The organism is Paenarthrobacter sp. AMU7, from assembly GCF_041200195.1.
GTDB lineage: Bacteria > Actinomycetota > Actinomycetes > Actinomycetales > Micrococcaceae > Arthrobacter.
On sequence record NZ_CP165735.1, the window covers coordinates 1896290 to 1920035 of the forward strand.

General features: G+C 63.3%; 23 protein-coding genes. 16 read left to right on the forward strand and 7 right to left on the reverse strand.

The features are described from left to right. The first annotated feature begins 2 nt into the window (after positions 1–2). From ABQM86_RS08685 to xerD, 7 genes are all read left to right on the forward strand, one after another. A complete protein-coding gene (locus ABQM86_RS08685; RefSeq protein ID WP_369746403.1) occupies positions 3–296 on the forward strand; it encodes a hypothetical protein in 294 nt (97 codons plus the stop codon). A gap of 3 nt (positions 297–299) precedes the next feature. Further along, positions 300–1112, forward strand: a complete 813-nt coding sequence (locus tag ABQM86_RS08690) for a TlyA family RNA methyltransferase (RefSeq protein WP_207597076.1) — start codon at positions 300–302, stop codon at positions 1110–1112. A 13-nt stretch (positions 1113–1125) separates the two neighbouring features. Next, on the forward strand, positions 1126–2157 hold the full coding sequence (locus ABQM86_RS08695; RefSeq protein WP_207597077.1) for an NAD kinase: 1032 nt from the start codon (positions 1126–1128) through the stop codon (positions 2155–2157). A 3-nt stretch (positions 2158–2160) separates the two neighbouring features. Beyond that, the gene (gene recN / locus ABQM86_RS08700) at positions 2161–3900 is read left to right on the forward strand and encodes a DNA repair protein RecN (RefSeq protein WP_280627686.1); all 1740 of its coding nucleotides are present in this window, start codon (positions 2161–2163) and stop codon (positions 3898–3900) included. Between the two features lie 131 nt (positions 3901–4031). Continuing rightward, positions 4032–5777, forward strand: coding sequence for a CTP synthase (locus ABQM86_RS08705; RefSeq protein ID WP_207597079.1), 1746 nt, complete (start codon positions 4032–4034; stop codon positions 5775–5777). 27 nt (positions 5778–5804) lie between these two features. Next, positions 5805–6467: an NUDIX hydrolase gene (locus ABQM86_RS08710; RefSeq protein ID WP_207597080.1), complete on the forward strand. Its 663-nt coding sequence runs from the start codon at positions 5805–5807 to the stop codon at positions 6465–6467. A 2-nt stretch (positions 6468–6469) separates the two neighbouring features. Next, entirely contained in the window at positions 6470–7429 is a 960-nt protein-coding gene (gene xerD / locus ABQM86_RS08715) for a site-specific tyrosine recombinase XerD (protein WP_369746652.1), read from the forward strand. Positions 7430–7477: 48 nt separating this feature from the next. Here the strand turns inward: xerD and ABQM86_RS08720 are convergent, their stop codons facing one another. Further along, on the reverse strand, positions 7478–8236 hold the full coding sequence (locus tag ABQM86_RS08720; RefSeq protein WP_369746404.1) for a hypothetical protein: 759 nt from the start codon (positions 8234–8236) through the stop codon (positions 7478–7480). 56 nt (positions 8237–8292) lie between these two features. On the opposite strand from ABQM86_RS08720, the gene ABQM86_RS08725 reads away from it, so the two are divergent. Continuing rightward, a complete protein-coding gene (locus tag ABQM86_RS08725) occupies positions 8293–8787 on the forward strand; it encodes an 8-oxo-dGTP diphosphatase (RefSeq protein ID WP_369746405.1) in 495 nt (164 codons plus the stop codon). Positions 8788–8872: 85 nt separating this feature from the next. On the opposite strand, the gene ABQM86_RS08730 is transcribed toward ABQM86_RS08725, so the two are convergent. The 6 genes from ABQM86_RS08730 to ABQM86_RS08755 all read right to left on the reverse strand — a co-directional run bounded on the left by ABQM86_RS08730 (position 8873) and on the right by ABQM86_RS08755 (position 15612). Then, entirely contained in the window at positions 8873–10012 is a 1140-nt protein-coding gene (locus ABQM86_RS08730; RefSeq protein WP_369746406.1) for a bifunctional 2-methylcitrate synthase/citrate synthase, read from the reverse strand. A gap of 76 nt (positions 10013–10088) precedes the next feature. After that, positions 10089–10994, reverse strand: coding sequence for a methylisocitrate lyase (gene prpB, locus ABQM86_RS08735; protein ID WP_369746407.1), 906 nt, complete (start codon positions 10992–10994; stop codon positions 10089–10091). Further along, entirely contained in the window at positions 10995–12515 is a 1521-nt protein-coding gene (locus ABQM86_RS08740; protein ID WP_369746408.1) for an MmgE/PrpD family protein, read from the reverse strand. A gap of 10 nt (positions 12516–12525) precedes the next feature. After that, positions 12526–13182: a GntR family transcriptional regulator gene (locus tag ABQM86_RS08745; protein WP_369746409.1), complete on the reverse strand. Its 657-nt coding sequence runs from the start codon at positions 13180–13182 to the stop codon at positions 12526–12528. A gap of 73 nt (positions 13183–13255) precedes the next feature. After that, positions 13256–13969, reverse strand: coding sequence for a response regulator (locus ABQM86_RS08750; RefSeq protein ID WP_280627691.1), 714 nt, complete (start codon positions 13967–13969; stop codon positions 13256–13258). Next, the gene (locus tag ABQM86_RS08755) at positions 13966–15612 is read right to left on the reverse strand and encodes an ATP-binding protein (protein ID WP_369746653.1); all 1647 of its coding nucleotides are present in this window, start codon (positions 15610–15612) and stop codon (positions 13966–13968) included. The genes ABQM86_RS08750 and ABQM86_RS08755 overlap by 4 nt, the downstream gene beginning before the upstream one ends. Before the next feature lie 137 nt (positions 15613–15749). Between ABQM86_RS08755 and ABQM86_RS08760 the strand changes: the two genes are divergently transcribed. From ABQM86_RS08760 to ABQM86_RS08795, 8 genes are all read left to right on the forward strand, one after another. After that, the gene (locus ABQM86_RS08760; protein WP_207597087.1) at positions 15750–17096 is read left to right on the forward strand and encodes a cation:dicarboxylate symporter family transporter; all 1347 of its coding nucleotides are present in this window, start codon (positions 15750–15752) and stop codon (positions 17094–17096) included. 253 nt (positions 17097–17349) lie between these two features. Continuing rightward, on the forward strand, positions 17350–18249 hold the full coding sequence (locus ABQM86_RS08765) for a ParA family protein (RefSeq protein WP_089594468.1): 900 nt from the start codon (positions 17350–17352) through the stop codon (positions 18247–18249). 30 nt (positions 18250–18279) lie between these two features. Further along, on the forward strand, positions 18280–19170 hold the full coding sequence (locus ABQM86_RS08770) for a ScpA family protein (RefSeq protein WP_369746410.1): 891 nt from the start codon (positions 18280–18282) through the stop codon (positions 19168–19170). Next, positions 19163–19819, forward strand: coding sequence for an SMC-Scp complex subunit ScpB (locus tag ABQM86_RS08775; protein ID WP_280627693.1), 657 nt, complete (start codon positions 19163–19165; stop codon positions 19817–19819). Before ABQM86_RS08770 ends, ABQM86_RS08775 begins: the two co-directional genes overlap by 8 nt. A 150-nt stretch (positions 19820–19969) precedes the next feature. Further along, a complete protein-coding gene (locus ABQM86_RS08780; RefSeq protein ID WP_207597090.1) occupies positions 19970–21181 on the forward strand; it encodes a pseudouridine synthase in 1212 nt (403 codons plus the stop codon). Positions 21182–21184: 3 nt separating this feature from the next. After that, a complete protein-coding gene (locus tag ABQM86_RS08785) occupies positions 21185–22291 on the forward strand; it encodes a prephenate dehydrogenase (protein ID WP_280627695.1) in 1107 nt (368 codons plus the stop codon). Beyond that, a complete protein-coding gene (cmk, locus tag ABQM86_RS08790; protein WP_280627696.1) occupies positions 22291–23004 on the forward strand; it encodes a (d)CMP kinase in 714 nt (237 codons plus the stop codon). Before ABQM86_RS08785 ends, cmk begins: the two co-directional genes overlap by 1 nt. Continuing rightward, entirely contained in the window at positions 22994–23737 is a 744-nt protein-coding gene (locus ABQM86_RS08795; RefSeq protein WP_207597093.1) for a 1-acyl-sn-glycerol-3-phosphate acyltransferase, read from the forward strand. Before cmk ends, ABQM86_RS08795 begins: the two co-directional genes overlap by 11 nt. Positions 23738–23746: the final 9 nt, after the last annotated feature.

Here is a 23746-nt window from a genome sequence, read left to right on the forward strand (position 1 = left end):
CGATGACCGAGCCCAATTATGTACCGGCGGAAAGCCATGCGGGCCACGACGGCCCCGTGACTGAAAACTCTGAGCCCTCGCGCCCGGAGGTCCAGTGGCCCGATCCCGCCAGCTCCACGGGGGACCCGCTGGTGGACAGGGCCTTGGCCGTCCTGGACAACGTGCCGGCGACCCCCGTGGCTGAACACGGAGACCTGTACGCAGCCGTTCACGACTCCTTGCTGGAAGCCTTGGATGCTGAACCCGGCCTCCCTGCCGCACCACAAAGTACTCCCCGCCCGGAAGGCGACAGCTAGCGTATGGCACGACTCGACCAGGAACTCGTCACCCGTGGGTTGGCGAGGTCACGTACCCATGCAGCAAAGCTCATCAGCGATGGAAAAGTCAGCTCCGCGGGGACTGTCCTCGCCAAAGCCGCACTCCAGGTGGACTCGGCTACGGACTTGGCCGTAGAGGCCCATCTTGAGGACATCTACGTCAGCCGCGCCGGTCATAAGTTGGCGGGCGCGCTGGAGGCGTTTCCCGCCGTCGTGGTTGCCGGGAAGCGGTGTCTCGACGCCGGTGCCTCCACAGGTGGCTTCACTGACGTCCTGCTGCGGCAAGGGGCGGCAAGCGTCGTGGCGGTGGATGTAGGACACGGCCAGTTGGTGCCACACCTGCGCGATGACCCCCGTGTGGACGTCCATGAGGGTCTGAACGTCAGATATATGTCTCCGGAGCAGATCGGTGGGCTCGCAAACCTGACGGTCGCGGACCTGTCGTTCATTTCGTTGACCCTGGTGGTGGCGCCGCTGGCGTACTGCACCGAACCCGGCGGGGACATGGTCCTGATGGTCAAGCCGCAATTCGAGGTGGGCAAGGAACGGCTGAGCCGAACCGGCGTGGTGTCATCGGACCATGAACGACGCCGGGCCGTTGCCCAGGTGGCCCGGGCCGCGGTGGATGCCGGGCTTGTCCTGATGGACCTTGCCGCCAGTCCGCTGCCTGGCCAGGACGGAAATGTTGAATACTTCCTGTGGATGAAGCGCGGGATGTCAGCGGTGTTGCCTAAGATCGAAGAGCGGGACGGGGACGTTGCTGCATTGATCACGAAATTCTGGCCAAACCACTAGAAAGCAGAACCCGATGAGCAGGCGTGTACTTGTCCTTGCCCACACAGGGCGGGAAGAATCGCTCCGCGCAGCGTGGGATGCCTGTACGCAACTGCATTCCTCCGGCCTGGTTCCTGTACTGCAGAAGTCTGAACTGGCCGATATTGAACGTTTTTTCGGTGCGTTGGATACACCCATTGAGATCCTTAACGACCACGTCAACCTGGAGGATGTGGAGTTGGTGATGGTCCTGGGTGGGGACGGAACCATCCTGCGGGCCGCGGAACTGGTGCGTGAGGTGGACGTCCCGTTGTTGGGAGTGAACCTGGGGCACGTGGGCTTCCTGGCTGAAAGCGAGCGTGCCGACCTGGCCCAAACAGTCGAATGGATCGCGAGTCGCCAGTACACGGTGGAAGAACGCATGACCATCGATGTCCAGGTGTGGGTCAAGGGCCGGAAGATTTGGCACACGTGGGCGTTGAACGAGGCTGCCATTGAAAAGGCCAACCGTGAGCGCATGCTGGAAGTGGTCACTGAGGTGGACGAGCGTCCGTTGACGTCCTTCGGCTGTGACGGAGTGGTCCTCGCAACTCCCACCGGTTCCACCGCTTACGCGTTCTCCTCGGGAGGACCAGTGGTGTGGCCGGAGGTGGAAGCCCTCGTGATTGTTCCGATCAGTGCCCATGCCCTGTTCGCCAAGCCGTTGGTGGTATCGCCGAGGTCCAAGCTGGCCGTCGAAATCATGAACCGCACCGAAGCCATCGGTGTCCTGTGGTGCGATGGTCGGCGTTCCGTGGACCTGCCGCCCGGGGCGCGTGTTGAAGTGACCCGTTCAGCCACCCCTGTGCGGTTGGCGCGCACCCACAAAACACCCTTTTCCGCCCGGCTCGTCCGCAAGTTTGAACTCCCCATCCACGGCTGGCGTGGACCGGCTCCGCGGAGCGGGGAAGTCCACACCGGCCCTATCCCGGTCATCCGGACCCTTTCACCGGCTCCGTTGCCCAGTCCTCGGGATGTAGACGGTCCCCGGGATGGTGACCCTTCCGACCCCACGAATGCGAAGTGAACCATGCTTGAAGAACTCCGAATCCGTGACCTTGGTGTCATCACCGATGCTGCCCTGCCCCTGGGCCCTGGCCTGAGCGTCGTCACCGGTGAAACCGGTGCGGGCAAGACCATGGTGGTGACAGCCGTCGGGCTCCTTCTGGGTGCCCGATCAGATGCAGGCGCCGTTCGTAGCGGAGCCAAATCGGCGTCCGCTGAAGCGGTGTTGAAGCTCGATCCGGCGCACAGCGCTGTTGAGCGCGCCAAGGAGGCAGGCGGTGAGGCGGAAGAGTTCGACGGCGTTGCTGAGCTCCTGCTGGCCCGTACCGTGGGTGCCGATGGGCGCAGCCGTGCCTACGTTGGCGGGCGCGCGGCGCCCGTGGGGGTCCTGGCCGAGTTGGGAGAGAGCCTGGTAGTGGTCCACGGGCAGTCGGACCAGATCCGGCTCAAGAGCGCCACTGCGCAGCGGCATGCCCTGGACCGGTTCGCCGGTGCGCCCCTTGCCAAGACGCTGGGGGAGTACCAGGAGCTCTACAGCCACTGGAAGAACATTCAGTCCGAACTCGAAACGCTGCGCAGCGAGGCCCGGGAGCGGCTGCGGGAAGCTGAGTCCCTGGACGCGGCGCTCAAGGAAATCGACGAAGTGGATCCCCAGCCAGGGGAGGACGAGACACTGAAGGCCGAGGCTGTGAAGCTCGCCAACGTCGAAGAACTCCGGTTGGCCGCCGCTGCAGCCCATGAGTCCCTCATCGCCGAGGAATTCGGGGACGCCGGCGACGCAACCACCATGGTGGATGCTGCCAAGAGGACACTTGAGCATGTTGCCGACCATGACGAGGAACTGCGCTCCGCCGCTGCCCGGCTCGCGGAGGTCGGGTTCCTCCTCAACGACATTGCAACAGAGCTGTCCAGCTATCAGGCCGCCCTGGATACGGAAGGTCCGGAGCGGCTCTCCGAAATCGAGGAGCGCCGGGCCGCCCTTGCCAAGTTGATTCGGAAATACGCCCCCAGCATTGATGAAGTGCTGGAGTGGGCGGCGACTGCCAGGACCCGGCTGGACGAGCTTCAGGATGATTCCAGCCGCATCGAGTCCCTGGATGCTGAGGTGGCTTCGACGGAAGCCACTCTCCGGAAGCAAGCAGCGGCTATCTCCAAGGCCCGCCTCAAAGCTGCCAAGGATCTCTCAGCCCGGGTCAGTGCTGAGCTCAAGGCGCTGGCGATGGCTGACGCCACCCTGGTCATTGAGGTCGATGGCAGTGGATCGTTGGGCCCTTGGGGCACCGACGAGATCGCCTTCCTTCTTCAGCCGCACTCCGGGGCTCCGGCCCGGCCTCTGGGCAAGGGAGCCTCGGGCGGTGAACTCTCCCGGGTGATGTTGGCCATCGAGGTAGTTCTCGCTGCGGTGGATCCTGTACCGACGTTCGTGTTCGATGAGGTGGACGCGGGCGTGGGTGGCCGGGCCGCCGTCGAAATCGGCCGGAGGCTGGCAATGCTTGCCCGGCACGTCCAGGTGCTGGTGGTAACGCACTTGCCGCAGGTTGCTGCCTTCGCCGATCAACACATCCGAGTCACAAAAACCTCCGTGCGCGGTGCTGACGGCAAAACAACCACCGGGTTCACCTCCAGCGACGTACAGCTGCTGAGCGAGGACGAGCGGGTCAAGGAGCTGGCCCGCATGCTGGCCGGGCAAGAAGATTCTGAATCGGCGCAGGCCCACGCCCAAGAGTTGCTGGACGACGCGAAGCTCATGCCGCAGCGCGCTTAGTGCTCTTGGCCGGGAATGCGAGCACCATCACATCGGCACACTTAATCCCGCCCGGCTCTTGCTTGGAATGCGGTGGTGAGCAACTATTGACCATTTGGGGAATCCGAACAGACGCTTGGAAGGCGTAATTGATGATAAGCTCGAATTCCGTGGTGCAGCGATCAAATTCCCGTGTAAATTCCCGGTTCCCGGGCTCGTCCAAGACGACCAAACACATCTTCGTCACCGGTGGTGTGGCGTCCTCGCTCGGTAAGGGTCTGACGGCTTCCAGCCTCGGTCACCTGCTGCGGGCACGCGGTTTGTCTGTAACTATGCAGAAGCTCGATCCCTATTTGAATGTGGATCCGGGCACGATGAACCCCTTCCAGCACGGCGAAGTATTCGTGACCGACGACGGCGCCGAAACCGACCTCGACATCGGACATTACGAGCGCTTCCTCGACGAAAACCTCGAAGGTTCGGCCAACGTCACAACGGGCCAGATCTACTCCACCGTCATCGCCAAGGAACGTCGCGGCGAATACCTCGGAGACACCGTCCAGGTCATTCCCCACATCACCGACGAAATCAAGCGGCGCATGCGGCTGCCTGCCGAAGGCAAGAACGCCCCGGACGTCATCATCACCGAAATCGGTGGCACGGTAGGTGACATCGAATCGCAGCCGTTCCTGGAGTCGGCCCGTCAGGTCCGTCAGGATGTTGGCCGCAACAACGTCTTCTTCCTGCACGTGTCGCTGGTTCCCTACATCGGACCGTCCCAGGAACTGAAGACCAAGCCGACGCAGCACTCCGTAGCTGCCCTTCGCTCCATCGGCATCCAGCCTGAAGCGATCGTGATCCGCTCGGACCGCGAAGTGCCCGACGCCATGCGCGAGAAAATCGGCCGTATGTGCGACGTCGACATCGACGCCGTAGTCAACGCAGCTGACGCCCCCAGCATCTACGACATCCCCAAGACCCTGCACTCACAGGGTCTGGACTCCTACATCGTCCGCGCACTGGACCTGCCGTTCAAGGATGTTGACTGGAGCAAGTGGGACAAACTGCTCGAAGCAGTGCACAACCCGAAGCACGAGGTCGAGGTTGCCCTGGTGGGCAAATACATCGACCTCCCGGATGCGTACCTCTCGGTCACCGAGGCCCTTCGTGCCGGCGGTTTTGCCAACGAAGCCAAGGTCAAGATCCGCTGGGTCCCCTCCGACGAGTGCGAGACCCATGCCGGGGCCACGAAGGCCTTGGCCGGTGTGGACGCCATCTGCGTGCCCGGCGGCTTTGGTATCCGCGGCCTCGAAGGCAAGCTCGGTGCCTTGAAGTTCGCTCGTGAGTCCAAGCTCCCGGTCCTTGGCCTGTGCCTCGGCCTGCAGTGCATGGTGATCGAGTACGCCCGCAACGTGGTTGGCCTCGAAGGCGCCTCCTCCAGCGAGTTCGAGCCCGACTCCAAGTACCCGGTCATCGCCACCATGGAAGAGCAGCTGGACATCGTGGAAGGCAAGGGAGACCTCGGCGGCACCATGCGTCTGGGCCTCTACGAAGCCAAGCTGGACGAGGGTTCGGTCATCGCCGAGACGTACGGCACCACCACGGTCAGCGAACGCCACCGCCACCGCTACGAGGTCAACAACAAGTACCGTGACCAGATCGCAGCAGAAGGTCTGGTGTTCTCCGGTACTTCTCCTGACGGCAAGTTGGTGGAGTATGTGGAACTTCCCCGCGAGGTCCACCCGTACTACGTAGCAACGCAGGCGCACCCCGAGCTCAGCTCGCGCCCCACTCGCCCCCACCCGCTGTTCGCAGGTTTGGTCAAAGCTGCCTTGGAGCGTCGCGAAGGTGCCCCCGTGGCCACCAAGACCGGTGCCCGCACGGTAGCTGCCAAGTAAACGCAAGTACTAACGAAGGACGGCGCGATGCCCGGAATTTCTGAAACCCCCCGCACATCAAGGCAGGTTTCGGACATGCCGAGCCCGCGCCGTCTTTTGTCTACCAGCAAGGTTTACGAAGGCAGAATTTGGGACGTTGTCAGCGACTCGTTCCAACTCAGCGATGGCACGGACACCCTTGTTCGTGACTACATTGACCACCCAGGCGCAGTAGCAGTGCTCCCCATGAACGTGGACGGCGAGATCCTGCTGCTGAAGCAGTACCGGCATCCGGTGGGCATGGACCTGTGGGAGATCCCGGCGGGCCTGCTGGACGTCGAAGGCGAAGACTTCGTGGTGGGGGCGGCCCGGGAGTTGGCGGAGGAAGCTGACTTGGTCGCGGCTACGTGGAACGTCCTGGTGGACTTCTTCAACTCGCCCGGTTCGTCCAGCGAAGCAGTCCGGATCTATCTGGCGCGTGGCATCAGTGACGTTCCCGTGGCGGACCGGCACGTCCGCACCGATGAAGAGGCCGAAATTGAACTCCACTGGGTGCCGCTCGATGACGCCGTGAAGGCAGTGCTGGAAGGCCGCCTGCACAATCCTTCCGCGGTGCTGGGCATCCTGGCTGCCGCAGCTGCGAAAGCCGATGGGTTCACTGGGCTTCGTCCCGCCAATGCGCCTTGGCCGGCTCACCCGAGCCAGCGCTGAGCATGGCCGAGGCCTCCACCAGAACCCCCACTGGCCTTGACCGCGCAGTAACGGACTACCTGCAGCATGTGTGTGTGGAGCGCGGCCTGGCAGCGAACACCCTTGCGGCGTACCGCAGGGATTTGACGCGTTACTCCAACTTCCTCACGGGCCAGGGCGTGGAACGGCCTGGCGACATCACCCGGCATCATGTGACCGCCTTCGCCCAGGCCTTGTCGGATGGAAGCGATGGCGCCGCAGTGTTGGGTGTCCGCTCGGCTGCGCGAACGGTGGTGGCCGTCCGCGGACTTCACAAATTCTGGGCACTTGAAGGAACCACGACGGCGGACCCCGCCAGCGATGTCCACCCGCCCATGCCGGGCAAACGGCTTCCCAAGGCCATCAGCGTCGGCGAGGTCACGCGGATCCTGGAAGCTGCGGGAGCCGATTCGCCCACAGGGCTCAGAGACCGTGCTCTCCTTGAATTCCTGTACTCCACCGGTGCCCGCATCAGCGAAGCAGTCGGGTTGGACGTGGATGATATCTCCCTCGAAGACACCGGTGGCGATCCTGCGATCGTCAGGTTGTTCGGCAAGGGCTCCAAAGAGCGGTTGGTGCCCCTCGGCTCCTACGGAGCCCGCGCCGTCGGAGCTTATGTTGTCCGGGGCAGGCCGCTGCTGGCATCCAAAGGAAAAGGAACGCCGGCGCTGTTCCTCAACGCCCGCGGGGGCCGGATCAGCAGGCAGAGCGCCTGGACCATCCTCAAAGCGGCGGCTGAGAAAGCCAACATCACCAAGGACGTCTCGCCGCATACACTCCGCCACTCCTTCGCCACCCATCTGCTGGAAGGCGGAGCCGACGTCAGGGTGGTGCAGGAGCTGTTGGGGCATGCCTCGGTGACCACCACCCAGGTTTACACCTTGGTTACCGCAGAGACCTTGCGCGAGGTCTATGCGGCGGCGCACCCTAGGGCGCTGGGCTAAGAGGGCGCTGGGCTAAGAGGGCGCTGGGCCAAGAGCGCGTTCGGCGAACTACCCGAGTACGTTCAGCGTCAACTCCACGGCGTCCACGAACAACGCCAACAGCGACGTCCCCAGGCCGGCCACCAGCAGGAGCCCCGGATGTGCCAGGCCCACGACTACGCGCTTGAGCCGGGGCCGTCCCTTGAGGAACTTCTTGGGAACCCGGGTCTTCACCGGCACCTGCCGCCAGCCGCGCAACCGTCGAAGGAACCATGCACAGCGCACAATGAAGGCCATCCAGAGGACGGAGAGCACCAGCGGAACGGCAGCGAGCATGAGGTTGAAGCCCAACGCCGTAACTTCCTTTTCGGAATCGCCGATCACGGTTTGGACGGTGGTGGAGATGGAAGCGCTCATCACCACCGAGGCGGCCCAGACCATGAACGCCGCCACAAGCGCCAGGAACCGTACAAAAAAGTGACCCAGCACTGTTGCATCCACTGCTCTGAGGTGACTGCGGGGCGTGGCATGCAGGACCACCAGCGTGGAGATCAACGTGGGCAGTGCCGCAACGAGGACCAGGAGGTACCAGGTCCATCCGGCCAGGTCCACCAGTTCGTCCAAAACAATAAGCCCGGCCCACAGCACAGTCCAGGCCCACCCTGCATAGAGGGGGCGGGCCACCAGCCAACGGGGTAGCCATAGGTCCCGTTCGGGCGTGGCTTTTGTGGCTGTTTCGGCAGCCGCACTTTCCTCGACGGACGGAGGATCTGCAGCGTCGTCAACGGCGGCCACATTGGCTGGCCGGTTACCCCCACCTTCAGTCATGGGCTCACTGTAGCAATGGCAGCACTGGCGGGGGAGATCAGGTTAAGGTAGGCAGCATGACTGCAGCCCATGTGACTTTGTGCTTCCTCCTCCGCGACGGTGCGGACGGCGAGCACGTCCTCCTCGGCACCAAGAAGACTGGCTTCGGCAGGGGCAAGGTAGTGGGAGTGGGCGGGCACGTGGAGCCGGGTGAGACCGCCTCCCAGGCAGCATGCCGGGAGGTCATGGAGGAAATCAATGTAGTGGTTGCCGCGCAGGACCTGGTTCCGGCGGGCACTGTTGACTTTGTGTTTCCGGCGAGGCCGGAGTGGAACATGGCCACCACTGTGTTCCTGACCCGCACGTGGGAGGGGGAACCTTCGGAAAGCGACGAGATCGCCCCGGCATGGTTCCCGGTGATGCAACTCCCCGTGGACCGGATGTGGGCCGACGCCGAACACTGGCTGCCGACCATGATTTCCGGCCAGCGCATTGCGGTGCGGGTGGCCTTGGCAGCAGATAACGAAAATGTAGCTGACGTCCACACCACTGATTGGGTGGACCAGCCGTAGCAAAAACGTGGAAAGAACGACGCCGGGCCGGTCGCCTTTCGGTGACCGGCCCGGCGTCGTACGTCTCTTCGACTAACCGGAAACGTTAGGGCACGTGCCGCTCTTCCGGCCCGTTGTATTCGCTCAGGGGACGGATGAGGGAGTTGGAGGCTACCTGTTCCATGATGTGGGCGGTCCAGCCGGTGATGCGGCTGGCGACGAACAGCGGGGTGAACGTCTGGGTGTCGAAGCCCATCAGGTGGTAGGTGGGGCCGGCCGGGTAGTCGAGGTTGGGCTTGATGGCCTTGGCCTCGTCCATGGCCTGTTCCAAGCCGTTGTACAGCCCAAGGAGTTCCGGGCGCCCGTAGTGGGCGATCATCTTGTCCAGGGCGGCCTTCATGGTGGGTACACGGGAGTCGCCGTGCTTGTAGACGCGGTGGCCGAAGCCCATGACTTTCTTCTTCTGTGCCAGGGCGTCTTCCATCCAGGCCCGGGCACGGGTGGCGGCTTCCTCGAGGGACTCTTCGCTGCGGATGCCGATTTCGTCGAAGGTGTGCATGACGGCCTCGTTGGCGCCACCGTGCAACGGACCCTTGAGGGCGCCGATCGCGGCGGTCACCGCTGAGTGCAGGTCAGCGAGCGTGGAGGTGACCACACGGGCGGTGAAGGTGGAGGCGTTGAAGGAGTGCTCTGCATACAGGATCATGGAGACGTTGAACGCCTCCACCACCTCGGGCACCTGTTCTTCGCCGAACGTCATCCACAGGAAGTTGGCCGAATAGTCCAGGTCCTCCCGCGGTTCCACGGGTTCCTGGCCGCGGCGGCGGCGCTGGTCGTAGGCCACGACGGAAGGCATGGCAGCCCAGAGGTCTATTGCCTTCTTCATGTTTGCTTCCGGTGAAGAATCTTCAGCCAGTTCATGCCGGGCGCCGAGCACGGATGCTGCCGTGCGGCACACATCCATGGGGTGGGCGGTGGTGGGCAGGGTGTCGATGACCTGTTTGACCACGGGGTCCAAAGCGCGGCCGGCGCGTTCCCGGGCAGTAAATTCAGCCAGCTCTGCGGCGCCCGGCAGTTCGCCGTTCCACAGCAGGTAGGCGACCTCTTCGAAGCTGCATTTGGCGGCCAGTTCCTGGACCGGATACCCGCGGTAGAGCAGCGAGTTGGTGTCCGGGTTGACCTTCGAGACGGCGGTGTAGTCCACCACGACTCCGGCAAGGCCTTTTTTGATGTCAACAGCTGCCATGCTGCTCTCCTTCGTTCATAATGCAGGCGCACCGGTGAGTCCGGAGTGCCTGCTTTCCCCTTGATGAATCCGGTACCTAGCGGACGCCAGGAACCTGGAAGTTAAAAACGCCGGTATCGAATTGGTTGTATGCCTCGTAGTCGACGAGTTCGTAGAGGCGTGCACGCGTGAGCATGTTTTCCACGTCCGCCTCTTGGGTCCCCGCAGCCCTGATCGATTCCAGAGTACGCTCTGCAGCGCCCATGGCAATGCGGAGCAGCGTGACCGGGTAAATGACCATGTTCACCCCGACTCCTTGGAGTTGGTCGACGGTGAAGAGCTCGCTTTTGCCGAACTCGGTCATGTTGGCCAGGATCGGCACGTCGACGGCGTCGCGGATGGCCTGGAACTCGCTCAAATCACGCATGGCTTCGGGGAAGATCGCATCAGCGCCGGCGTCTACGAGGGCTTTGGCACGGTCCTGAGCGGCCTGGATTCCCTCGACTGCGCGGATGTCCGTGCGGGCCATGATGAGGAAGTTCGGGTCGCGTCGGGCGTCTGCTGCGGCGCGGATGCGTTTGGTGGCGGTGTCGATGTCGACGACGTTCTTGCCGTCCAGGTGTCCGCAGCGTTTCGGGTTGAACTGGTCCTCAATGTGGCAACCGGCCAGGCCCGCGTTCTCGAGTTCCTGGATGGTGCGGGCCACGTTCATGGGTTCACCGAAGCCGGTGTCCGCGTCCACCAGGGAGGGTAGGTCGGTCATGCGGGCGATCTGCCCGGCCCGGGTGGCTACCTCGGTCAGGGTGGTGAGGCCGATGTCCGGCAGGCCGAGGTCGTTGGCCAGGACCGCGCCGGAGATGTAGACGCCGGCGAAGCCTTTCTCCTCGATGAGCCGGGCCGAGAGCGGGTTGAAGGCGCCCGGGAACTGCTGAACGGTCCCGGAGGCCAGCAATTCCCGCAGCTTCACCCGCTTTTGTTCGGGAGTGACTTTGGAGTACAGCATTTAGAACAGTCCCTTCGGAGCTGCTTCGAGGTTGATCACGCCGGGGGCTGCGGTGATGTTCAGCTGGTCCAGTTCGCCTTCGGCCAGTTCGGTGACGCGTTCGACGGCGGCGAGGAACCTCTCGATTTCGGCTTCCTCCACGAGTCCTGCAGCGAGGGTGCGGAACTTGTTGACGTATTGCTCGCGGGCGAACGGCCGGGCGCCGAGCGGGTGGGCGTCGGCCACGGCGATCTCGTCCGTGACAACCGACCCATCCGTGAGTGTGATGACAACAGTGCCGCCGAAGGCTTTCTCTGCGATGTCCAGGGAGTGGTAGCGGCGGGTCCATTCCGGGTCCTCGACGGTGGTGACTTTGTGCCAGAGTTCCACGGTGTCCGGGCGAGCTGCGCGTTCGGGGGCGTAGGAGTCCACGTGGTGCCACGCGCCGTCCTGCAACGCGACCGTGAAGATGTACGGGATGGAGTGGTCAAGGGTCTCCCGGGACGCGGTCGGGGAGTACTTCTGGGGATCGTTCGCCCCGGAGCCGATCACGTAGTGCGTGTGGTGGCTGGTCTTGATCAGCACGGATTCCACGTTGGCAGGGTCCGTGGTTTCCGGGTGCTCACGGTTGAGCTTGCGGGCGAGGTCGATCCACGCCTGGGCCTGGTATTCGGCGGAGTGCTCCTTGGTGTAGGTGTCCAGGATCGCGCGCTTGGCTTCACCCGGGAGCGGCAACGGAACCTCGTAGGAGGCGTCCGGGCCATCCAGCATCCAGGCGATCACGCCGTCTTCGCCTTCATAGATCGGCACGGGCGAGGTCTGTCCGCGCATGGAACGGTCCACGGCTTCGACGGCCATTTTGCCTGCGAAGGCCGGGGCGTGTGCTTTCCAGGTGGAGATTTCGCCCTTGCGGGACTGCCGTGTGGCGGTGGTGGTGTGGAGGGCTTGGCCCACGGACTGGAAGATCGTCTCAACATCCAATCCCAGCAACGTGCCGATTCCCGCGGCGGCGGAGGGGCCGAGGTGGGCCACATGGTCGATCTTGTGCTTGTGCAGGCAGATGGCCTTGACCAGGTTCACCTGGATCTCGTACCCGGTGGCGATGGCACGGACAAGGTCTGCACCGTTGGAGCCCACGTGCTGGGCGACGGCGAGGATCGGGGGGATGTTATCTCCGGGGTGGGAGTAGTCCGCTGCCAGGAACGTGTCGTGGTAATCAAGTTCGCGGACGGCCACACCGTTGGCCCATGCCGCCCACTCGGGGGAGACCTGCTCGCTGATGCCGAACACTGCGGCGCCCTTGCCGTTGGCAGAAGGGGAATGGGTCAATGCCTGCGCGCGGGCTGCGACGATCGGTGCCCGGTTCAGCGAGGCAATAGCCACCGAGGCGTTGTCGATGATTCGGTTGATCACCATGTCGGTGACCTCGGGGGTGACCTCGACGGGATCAGCGGCGACCACGGCGATCTTATGCGCCAGCTGCTCCTCGCGGGGGAGGTTCTCTTCGCTCTTGTACACGCGGACGTGATGGTTCTTGACCATGGTGCTCCTTCTAGGCAGGGTGTTTCAGGGCAGTGGTGTGGGTGGCTTTAACGTGGGTGAGGCTGCGGTGCAAGTGGACTGTGGTGGCGGCCTCGGCCAGCCGTGGTTTGCCGGCGGCGATGGCCTCGGCGATCGCGGCATGTTCCGCGGCTGCCGCGTGGAGCCTGGCAGTGTCGTCGGCTGCCAGGCGGCGGACGCGGACCAAGTGGACGCGCAAGCTGCGCATCGCCTGGGCAAGGTAGGAGTTGGAGATCGCGGTATCAATTGCCTCATCCAGGCGACCCACCAAGGCGTAGTACTCATGGCGTGCGGGATCGTCGTCGCGGAGCAGTTCTGGGGCCAGTAGCAGCTGGGTGTGCAGCTCGGCGAAGACACCGGGCTCTCCACGCTGGGCCGCCAGCGCGGCGGCCTTCACTTCGAGGGTTTCGCGCAGTTCGAACAGTTCGTCGATGCTCTCAAGCGAAATATCGGTGACGACGACGCCGCGGCCTCCTGCCGCCGTCGTCAATCCTTCCGCGGTGAGCCGGCTCAGCGCCTCACGGACCGGCGTGCGCGACACTCCGAGGCGTTCGGACTGCTCTACTTCCGCGAGGACGGTGCCCGGCCGAAGACGCCATTCAATAATGTCTTCACGGAGGGCGTTGTAAGCCCGATCACTGGCGCGCATGCCCCCAGTGTATACACCAATGGCCTCTGAGGCGAGCAATACGGCCAAAAACGCTTTCTGTGTATACAGATGCCTATCCGCGATTCCAGCCGTACTCGTTCTCAGGGCGCCCAGGGGTGCCGTACCGGGGCGCCCTGGTGACTGTCCCGGCGTCGGCCAAATATTCCAGATACCGGCGTGCGGTGACGCGGGACATGCCCAGGGCGTCCATGACTTCGCTCGCGGAGACCGCTTCCTGCCGCGCCCGCATCAGGTCTTTCACCGCTTCCAGAGTGGATCCCGAAAGGCCCTTCGGCAGCGGTAGTTCCGTCGGAGCGCGGAGACTGGCAAAGGCCTGGTCCACATCGCTTTGGGAGGCTCCCGCCTTGGAGATTCCGGACAATGAACCGGCCAGCTGCTCACGGAACGTTCGGTAGCTGCCGAGCTTGTCCGCGAATGTTGCATACGTGAAGGGCTTAATGAGGTACTGCACGACGCCGATGGACACGGCGCTGCGCACGATGTTCAGTTCCCGGACAGCGGTGATGGCAATGATGTCGGCAAAAACTCCCGCGGACCTCATGCGCCGGGCCACGTCGAGCCCGTGAAGGTCAGGCAGATTCATGTCCAGCAGGACCAAGTCAACGGGGGCCCCCGATGCAGCGAACTCCCCAAGGATGCGCAGTGCCGACTGGCCGTCAGGGGCAGTGCCCACCAGCGAAAACCCGTCCAGGCGGCCGACATAGACGGAGTGGGCGTCCGAAGCTATGGGCTCATCCTCCACTACCAGGACACGGATGTCTGTCATGCCTTCTCTTCCTCAGGAACCGACGCGGGCAGCACTACATGGAATTGTGCTCCGCCGGGATTGCTGATGGTCATCGTACCGTTGAGCCGATCCACGGCCTGGCGCACCAGTGCCAGGCCAACGCCGCGCCCGTGGGAGCCGCGCGGGTTTTTGTCCGGAGACTTCGTGCTGAAGCCGTACTGCAGTACGTCGTCAATGGACTCCGGATTGATGCCGCTCCCGGAGTCCCGGACCGTGAATTCGACGGCGGCAGGTCCGGCTTCCACGTCCAGCTCCACCTTCCGTGGGAAGTCACCGGCAGCCGCGGCATCAATGGCATTGTCCAGCAGGTTTCCGAGGATCGTCACCAGGTCCTGGATCTCCAGGCCACGGACACCGGAACTCCCTGACGTCCGGACCTCCAACTCCACCCCGCGTTCGTGGGCTTCTGCCGCCTTGCCCATCACCAAGGCGCTCATGACGGGCTCATCCACCGACGCCACCATGTCGTCGGTGAGTTGCTGGCTGAGTTCAAGGTCCTTGGTGGCAAAGTCCAAAGCCTGGGGTGTGCGGCCAAGTTCCAGCAGGGAGACGATCATGTGGAGCCGGTTTGCGTGTTCATGTGTCTGCGCGCGCAGCGCATCCGAGAGGGTTTTCATGGTCTGGAGTTCCGTGCCCAGAGATTCGATCTCGGTACGGTCGCGGATGGTGGCCACTGTGCCGTAGACCGCGGGTTTCTGTCGGCTGCGCTCAGGCACCGGCCCTACTGCGGGGGCCTGGTTCACTACCAGGATCCGGGAACCGGTCAGGTGAATCTCGTCGTGTGCTGGCCTGCCGGATTCGAACAGCGCCCGCAGGCTGCCGTCGAAGGGGAGATCAGCGAGTTTCGGGGCATCGACAGGGGAACGGTCGGCGTCCGAAGGCTGCAGGCCCAGCAACTCGGCGGCTTGGTCGTTATACATGACTGCCTTGCCGTGGTTATCGATCAGGATCACACCCTCGCGTACGGAGTGCAGGACCGACTCGTAGTAGGCAAACAGCTGAGCGAGCTGTTCCGGTCCCCAGCCCCGCGTTACCGATCTCAGATACCTCCCAAGGAGCCACGAAGCGACGGAGCCAAAGCTCAACACCACCAGTGCTATGCCTCCGATCACCCCCAGGCGCTCGGCCACATCCGTATCTACCGTCCGGACGGTAACTCCCGCTGCCACCAGGGCTTTGACGGTTCCGTCGGCAGCTTTGACCGGTGCGATGGTTCGAACCGACGGACCCAAGGTGCCTGCCGTGACCTCCGTGAACGTCTCGCCCCGCAGCGCGGGCTCAATGGTTCCGATGTAGGGCTTGCCGAGTTCTTCGACCCTCGGGTGCGTCCAGCGCGTCCTGTCCGGAGCCATGATGGTGATGAAATCGGCATCCGCATCGTCCATGACGTCCAGCGCGTAGGGCTGCAGCGTAGCAGAGGGCTCCGCAGCTGAAGCCGCGTCCAGGACCAACGGGTTGTCGGCAATGGATGTCGCCACGGCGAGCATTCGACCCCCGGCGTTGTCGTAGGCCCTGTCCCGGGCTTCCACCACGGAAAAGGCTCCAAACACCGCCGTCAGGACCAGGACGAACAGGAGGTTTGCCACAAACAACCTGCGGGCGATGCTCCAGCTGTGAAACACGTGGACCTCCATGACCAATATGACCGCAACGGTGATGTGTGTCACCAACGGCTCAATGATGGATATCACACAAGGGCAGCGGATTGGACATCAGTGCAGGACCGCAGCGCCTTACACAGTATCCAAAGGAGAATCCCATGACCTCTCAACGAGGAGAGTCGGCAGTAGCTGCCAAAGCTGGACGCAAGGGGCTCGACAAGTCGCATTACTTGTACATCGCGGTCATCCTTGCCGTAGTACTCGGCGCCGTGGTCGGCTTGATGTTCCCCGAAGTCGGCAAGTCACTCAAGCCACTCGGCGATGGCTTCATCAAGCTCATCAAGATGATGATCGCGCCGGTCATTTTCTGCACCATCGTCCTGGGCATCGGCTCCATCGCCAAGGCTGCCACTGTTGGCAAGGTGGGTGGCCTTGCCCTCGGCTACTTCGTGGCCATGTCAACCTTTGCCCTGGCCATCGGCCTCGTGGTGGGCAACCTCATCCACCCGGGTGAGGGACTCAAGCTGACCCCGTACGATCCCACCAAGAAGGCGGACACCAACAGCACTGTTGACTTCCTTCTGGGCATCATCCCCGGTGATATCCCGGTCCTGCCCACACTGCTTGCCGCGATCCTGGTCGGTTTCGCCTTGCAGAAAATGGGCAAGCAGGGAGCCCCTATCCTCGCCGCAATCGGCCACGGTCAGCGCCTCGTCTTCCGCATCCTCATTATGATCATGTGGCTGGCGCCGGTAGGCGCGTTCGGTGCCATTGCCGCCGTCGTTGGTGCCACAGGCGCCCAGGCAATCCTCAGCATGTTCACGCTGATGCTGGCCTTCTATGTCACCTGCGCACTGTTCATCGTGGTGATCCTCGGAACCCTGCTCCGTGCAGTGGCCGGCGTCAACATCTTCAAGCTCATGAAGTACCTGGCCCGTGAGTACCTCCTGATCTTCTCCACTTCCTCCTCCGAAGCAGCGCTGCCCCGCCTGATCGCCAAGATGGAGCACCTGGGTGTCTCCAAGCCGGTAGTTGGCGTCACCGTTCCCACGGGCTACTCCTTCAACCTTGACGGCACGGCGATCTACCTGACCATGGCTTCGCTCTTCGTCGCCAACGCCATGGGCACCCCGCTGGACCTCGGCGCCCAGGTCTCCTTGTTGGTCTTCATGATCATCGCTTCAAAGGGTGCCGCCGGTGTCACGGGAGCGGGACTTGCAACCCTTGCCGCAGGTCTTCAGGCACACAAGCCGGAGCTGCTCGGCGGCGTGGGCATGATCGTAGGAATCGACCGCTTCATGTCCGAGGCCCGCGCCTTGACCAACTTCACCGGCAATGCAGTAGCCACGGTCCTGATCGGAACCTGGGTGAAGGAAATCGACAATGGACAGGTGGAGCGTGTCCTCTCCGGCAGCGAACCCTTCGATGAGCAGACCATGATCGCCCATGGCGGCGAAGAAGAGGCCGCTCCTGAAGCTGAAACCCGCGAAAAGGCAACCGTCTAACCCTGGCAGGGATCAGCGCATCGCATCATTTACGAAGGCCGGCACCTCTCCAGGTGCCGGCCTTCCGCATGTGGCCGCCAAACTGCGGCAATGAAGGCAACCTTCTACCTCAGCTAGAGGGTCAAGGCTCACGAGCAGGACAAAGTCAAGTTCCCCAAATAACCGTGTCGGGCGCTGTAGCCTAGGTGGGTAGTAGCGCTGTAGCTGGGGGCCAGCGGCAGGGAAGATCGTCGTCGAAAGAGTGGTTAGATACGTGAGCATCGAACGAGGAACAGCTACGCTGGGAGGCACCGAGCTCGATCTGGAAGACGCCATCATGGGGCCAACAGGCCGCCCTTACCGCGAATTTCCGGAACCTGCTCCCCTTGCTTCCCACGGCCCGGCGAGAGTTATCGCCATGGTCAACCAGAAAGGTGGCGTGGGTAAAACCACCTCCACCATCAATCTCGCTGCTGCGCTCGCCGAATACGGCCGGCGTGTCCTGCTGGTGGACTTTGATCCCCAGGGCGCGCTTTCCGCGGGTCTGGGTGCCAATCCGCACGAGCTAGACCTCACTGTGTACAACGTCCTGATGGACCGCAAAGTGAGTATCCGGGATGCCATCCAGCAGACCGGCGTCGAGGGTGTTGACCTTCTTCCCGCCAACATCGACCTCTCCGCCGCAGAAGTCCAACTCGTCAACGAGGTGGCACGCGAGCAGGTATTGGACCGCGCGCTCAAGAGCGTCGAGGACGATTACGACGTCGTCCTGATCGACTGCCAGCCGTCCCTGGGGCTGCTGACCGTCAATGCACTGACGGCAGCGCACGGAGTCATTATTCCGCTGATCTGTGAGTTCTTCGCCTTGCGGGCAGTGGCCCTCCTGGTGGAAACCATCGAAAAGGTCCAGGACCGCCTCAACCCGAGGCTGCAGGTGGACGGTGTCCTGGCCACCATGTACGACGCCCGTACCCTGCACAGCCGCGAAGTGATTTCACGTCTCGTGGAGGCCTTCGGTGACAAGGTGTTCGAGACCGTCATCAAGCGCTCCATCAAGTTCGCGGATGCAACGGTCGCGGCCGAGCCCATCACCAGTTATGCGGGCAACCACATTGGCGCCGACGCCTACCGCCGGCTTGCCAAGGAATTGATCTCGCGCGGCGGCGCGCCCTAGCCGACCGTGGGACCGTCTCTCGCTCCGGCCATGGAAGCTGGCGCTTCCGCTGCTGCGGAAGCGCCCGACGCCGGTACCGCCGAAGCCCGCAAACCCGGTTTTGAGGTACGGCTGGCCAACTTCACGGGCCCGTTCGATCTCCTGCTTGGCCTGATCTCCAAGCACAAGATGGATATCACCGAAGTGGCCTTGGCCACCGTCACCGATGAGTTCATCAAGTACATCCGCCGGCTCCAGGAGCTGGGGGAGGACTGGGCGCTGGACGAAGCCAGCGAGTTCCTGGTCATCGCCGCCACTCTGCTGGATCTCAAGGCCGCGCGCCTCCTGCCGGCCGGTGAGGTGGAGGACGCAGAGGATATTGCGCTCCTTGAGGCGAGGGATCTCCTGTTCGCCCGCCTCCTGCAGTACAAGGCTTTCAAGCAGATAGCCGGGATCCTGGGTGAAACGCTGGAACAGGAAGCGCGTCGTTATCCGCGCCAGGTTGCTCTGGAAAGCCATTTCGCCGCCCTGCTGCCCGAACTCGTATGGCGCCATACCCCGGAACAGTTCGCGGAACTTGCTGCCAAGGCGCTGAAACCCAAGGATTCGGCTCCCGCCGAGGTGGGCCTGGACCATCTTCACGCTCCGCCGGTGAGCGTCAAGGAACAGGCCGGGATCATGGGCCACCGCCTGAAGCTGGGCGCGCCCTTGTCCTTCCAGGCGCTGATAGCCGACGCAGAAACCACCCTGGTGGTCGTGGCACGCTTCCTTGCGTTGTTGGAAATGTTCCGGGACCGCGTGGTGGCTTTCGAACAGCCCGCACCCTTGGCGGAGTTGACGGTTCGGTGGACGGGCGACGACGCCGGGTGGGACAGTTCCCGCTTGAGCGAAGAGTATGAGACTGGCGTGGGGCCGGAAAACGGGGAGAACAGCAGTGAATGAGCAGGAAACGGCCCAGGAGGGGCTGGCTGACCTGGAAGCGCTGCCAGGTGGTGCACGGGCAGCCTTGGAGGCAGTGCTCATGGTCATCGACGAGCCTGCTACGTCGGAAGAGTTGGCCGCCGGACTCAACGTGACGGTCTCCGTCGTCGAGGATTTGCTGCATGACCTGCAACGGGAGTATAGCGGCTATACTGTTAAAGCCCCGGACGTGGATGCTGTCGGCTATGCCGATGCCAGCACTGCACCCCGGGGTTTTGAATTGCGGAATGTCGCCGGCGGGTGGCGCATCTATTCACGGTCGGATTTTGCCGACATCGTGGGAAGGTTCGTTCTCGAAGGGCAGACCACCAGGCTCACTCAAGCAGCGCTTGAGACCCTGGCGGTCATAGCTTACCGGCAACCGGTCTCCAGGGCCCGGGTATCTGCCATTCGCGGCGTCAACGTCGATTCGGTAGTCCGGACACTCACCCAACGGGGTTTGATCGAGGATTCCGGAAACGATCCCGAATCCGGGGCTGTCCTTTACCGGACAACCTCGTATTTCCTGGAGCGAATGGGTATTGGCTCAGTGGCTGAACTGCCACAGCTTTCGCCACACCTTCCAGGTTTGGAAGGAATTGACGAGTACTACGACGCCAGCCGGATGTAGCCACAGGCTACGCCCGGCACCGCAGGAAAACTTCAGATGGATTCACGGCACCTTCAGGGTGCACAGCGACAAGGGGCAGACGATGTCTGCCCGGCTGGCTAGTGTTGATTGCAGCACGGAAAGCCGGCCATTACTACACAAGGACGGGTCATGACACAGGCGGGACGCCAGAGTTCACCACGTAACAGTTCGGGACGCAACAGTTCTGGACGCAATGAGGCCAAGGGCGGCACGGGCCGCACCAACGCCGGCGGCTTCTCAGGCCGCGGCGGCAGCGCCGGCGCTGGAAAGCGCAACTTCACCCAGGGCGAAGGCCGACCCTTCAAGGCTCCGAAGCCGCGCGAAGCGGCACCTTTCGATCCTGACAACCCCACAACTGCGGGCGACTTTGACCGGGGCCAGGCCTCCAGGCCCGCGAAGCCCTTCCGCAAGCCCGGCTCCAACAAGCCCGGCTTTGGCAAGGCACCCGGTACGCCGGGCGCACTGAAGCCCAAGGCCAAGCCCGCCAGGCAGTACGGCTCCAAGGCATTCGGCAGCGAACGATTCGGCCAGAACCTGGGTCCCATCCGCAAGCCAGGCCGCAACCGCGGACCGCGCCAGGAAGTCCCGCAGTCGGACCTTCACGATGTTGACGGCGTACGCCTGCAGAAGGTCATGGCTCAAGCCGGCGTGGCTTCACGCCGCGTCTGTGAGGAAATGATCCTCGAGGGACGCGTCGAGGTTGATGGCGTAGTGACCACCGAGCTTGGTATGCGCGTGGACCCCACGGCTGCCGTGATCCACGTCGATGGCATCCGGATCCAGCTCGACGAAACCCTCGTCTACATGGTCTTCAACAAGCCCAAGGGCGTCGTCTCCACCATGGAGGACCCCGAAGGCCGTCCCTGCATCAGCGACTTCCTGAAGAACAACAAGAACAAGGGCGAACGCCTGTTCCACGTTGGCCGTCTCGATGTCGCCACTGAGGGGCTGCTGCTGCTGACGAACGACGGCGAACTCGCCAACCGCTTGACGCACCCTTCCTATGAGGTACCCAAGACGTACCTCGTCCAGGTGCGCGGCCCGTTCCCGCAGGGCGTGGGCGCGAAGCTGAAGAACGGCGTCGAGCTCGAAGACGGCGTTGCCGCAGTTGACTCGTTCCGGTTGGTGGACTCCACCCCGGGCCACGTCCTCATCGAGGTTGTGCTCCACTCAGGCAAGAACCGCATCGTGCGCCGTATGTTTGACGCCGTCGGGTTCCCGGTGGAACGTCTTGTCCGCGTGAAGGTCGGCCCCATCGGCTTGGGTGACCAGCGCCAGGGCAGCATCCGCAACCTAGGCAGGCAGGAAGTCGGACACCTCCTGGCATCTGTAGGGCTCTAGGGCATGTCGGCATTCGGTACGCACGGCCGGGGCCATCTCGATGGCCCGGTCGTCGTTCTCGGTACAGGCTTGCTGGGGGCCAGCATTGGCCTCGGCCTGCGCGGACGCGGAGTTCCGGTCTTCCTTTCCGATCCTTCGCCCACCAATCAGGCGGTCGCGGTGGATATCGGAGCGGGACGGCCGTTGGGCGAGTTGGGTGAAGAACCCCAGCTGGTTGTTGTCGCGGCTCCGCCGGACGTTACCGCCGACGTCGTGCAGAAGGCTTTGGCGGACTACCCGTCCGCCGTCGTGGTTGACATCGCGAGCGTGAAAGCGACCATTCAGGCGCAGCTGCGTGAGCGTGGCGTGGACCTGTCCCGCTATGTGGGGACGCATCCTATGGCCGGGCGTGAGAAGTCAGGCCCGGTGGCTGCCCGGGGAGAGCTTTTCACCTCCATGCCGTGGGTTGTTTGCCCGTCAGAGGAAACCTCGGATGCGGCGCTTCAGGCTGCCCGGTCGTTGGCCGGGGATCTTGGGGGAATCGTCTCCCAATTCACGGCAGACGAACACGATGAAGCTGTGGCACTGGTATCGCATTTGCCCCAGATCATGTCTTCCCTGTTGGCCAGCCGGCTGCAAGGTACGCCCCTGCATGCCCTTTCCTTGGCTGGCAACGGGCTCCGGGACACCACCCGCATCGCCGCCAGCGATCCCACCCTTTGGGTGCAGATCCTGGGAGGCAACGCGGAAAAGGTGGTTTCCATCCTGCACGGTGTCCGCGAGGACCTGAACCGCTTGATCGGAACTCTTGAAGAGCCGTTGGCGCCCGGCGCTCGGCTGGACCTTGCGCAACTGATCAGTGAGGGCAATGCAGGGCAGGCGAGGATTCCCGGTAAACACGGCGGACCTCCGCAGGCCTACTCGTGGCTCACCATCCTGGTGGACGACAAACCGGGCCAGATTGCCCACCTTCTCACGGAGATCGGCGAGATTGGCGTGAACCTCGAGGACCTCCGGCTCGACCATTCGTCGGGACAAAACGTGGGCATGGTGGAGCTTTCCGTGCTTCCCAGCAAGCATGACCTCCTTGTTGAAGCTTTGACTGACCGTGGATGGCGGGTACTCCAGTAATGACGCGTGAATTTTTTGGACCGGAAACGGTAGCCCGTCCGGGCAAGCCGTTGGTCATTGCCATCGACGGTCCTTCCGGATCGGGCAAATCCAGCGTCAGCAAGGAAGTTGCCCGGCGCTTGAAACTGGCTTACCTGGATACGGGCGCGATGTACCGGGCCCTCACCTGGTACTGCCTCAAGACAGGCGTTGACCTCCAGGACGGCGCAGCAGTGGAGCAGGCTTCCAAAGCCATGCCGTTGGAGATCAGCACATCCACTGCTGCGGAGTACGTGGCAGTGGATGGCACAGACGTCACGGACGAAATCCGGGATCCCTTGATCTCCTCGTCCGTCAGCGCTGTGGCCACTACGCTCGGTGCCCGCACGGAGCTCATCCGCCGCCAGCGTGAGCTGATCGACCAGCACCACCACCGCATGGTGGTGGAGGGACGCGACATCACCACCGTCGTCGTCCCCAATGCCGAGGTCCGCATGCTCCTGACCGCCAGCGAGGAAGCACGGCTCCGGCGCCGGGGCATCCAGTTGGGTGGCACCCAGAGCAAAGAGCAGCTGGCAGCCCAAGTCATCCAGCGTGACGCCAAGGACTCCACGGTGGTGAACTTCACCCAGGCAGCTGATGGCGTGGTGACGCTGGATTCCTCGGACCTGGACTTCGAGGAAACAGTGGAGACCGCCCTGGCGATCGTCAGCAAGGTGATCTATGGCGACTAAGGAACAAGGACACGGGCTTCCCGCTCCGTGGACCAAAGTGTGGAGCCGCCCCGTCGGGTGGTTCCTTGACCACGTCATGTACCGGACCGTCGTGGCGGGTAAAAGCAACGTTCCCGCCGGCGGACCGGTGATTTTCGCCGCGAACCACATCAGCTTCCTCGATGGGCCTGTGATGTTCGGCGCCTCTCCGCGGCCTATGCACATCCTCGTCAAGAAAGAGATGTTCAGGGGCTTCCTTGGTTCAGTCCTGCGGGGCTCCGGACAGATTCCGGTGGACCGTTCCGGGGACCGCGCCGCCCTGCATCTCGGCAAGCAACTGCTCGACGACGGCCGCTGCGTCGGGATTCTTCCGGAAGGCACGCGGGGGAGCGGTGCAGCCGAAAGCATCAGCAACGGGGTTGCCTGGCTTGCCATTAACTCCGGAGCAACAGTAATACCGGTGGCCATCCTCGGAACCCGCCAGGGCGACGAGCACCGCGACCATATCCCCAAACCGCGCCGCAAGCTCCACGTGAGCTTCGGTGAACCTCTTACGGTGAAGCGCCGGAAGGGTGAACCGGGCCGTGTTTCAATGGACAGGGCGGCTGCGGAAATCCGCGCAGCCCTGGCCGATCACGTCCAGGATGCCATCCGTGCCACAGGACAGGGCCTTCCCCGGGATCCTGCGCCCGGAGAATCCACTCCGCAGCACCGCCATACAGCAGTAGCCGGGACGCCGGCAGACCACCCCTAAGGAAAGTGC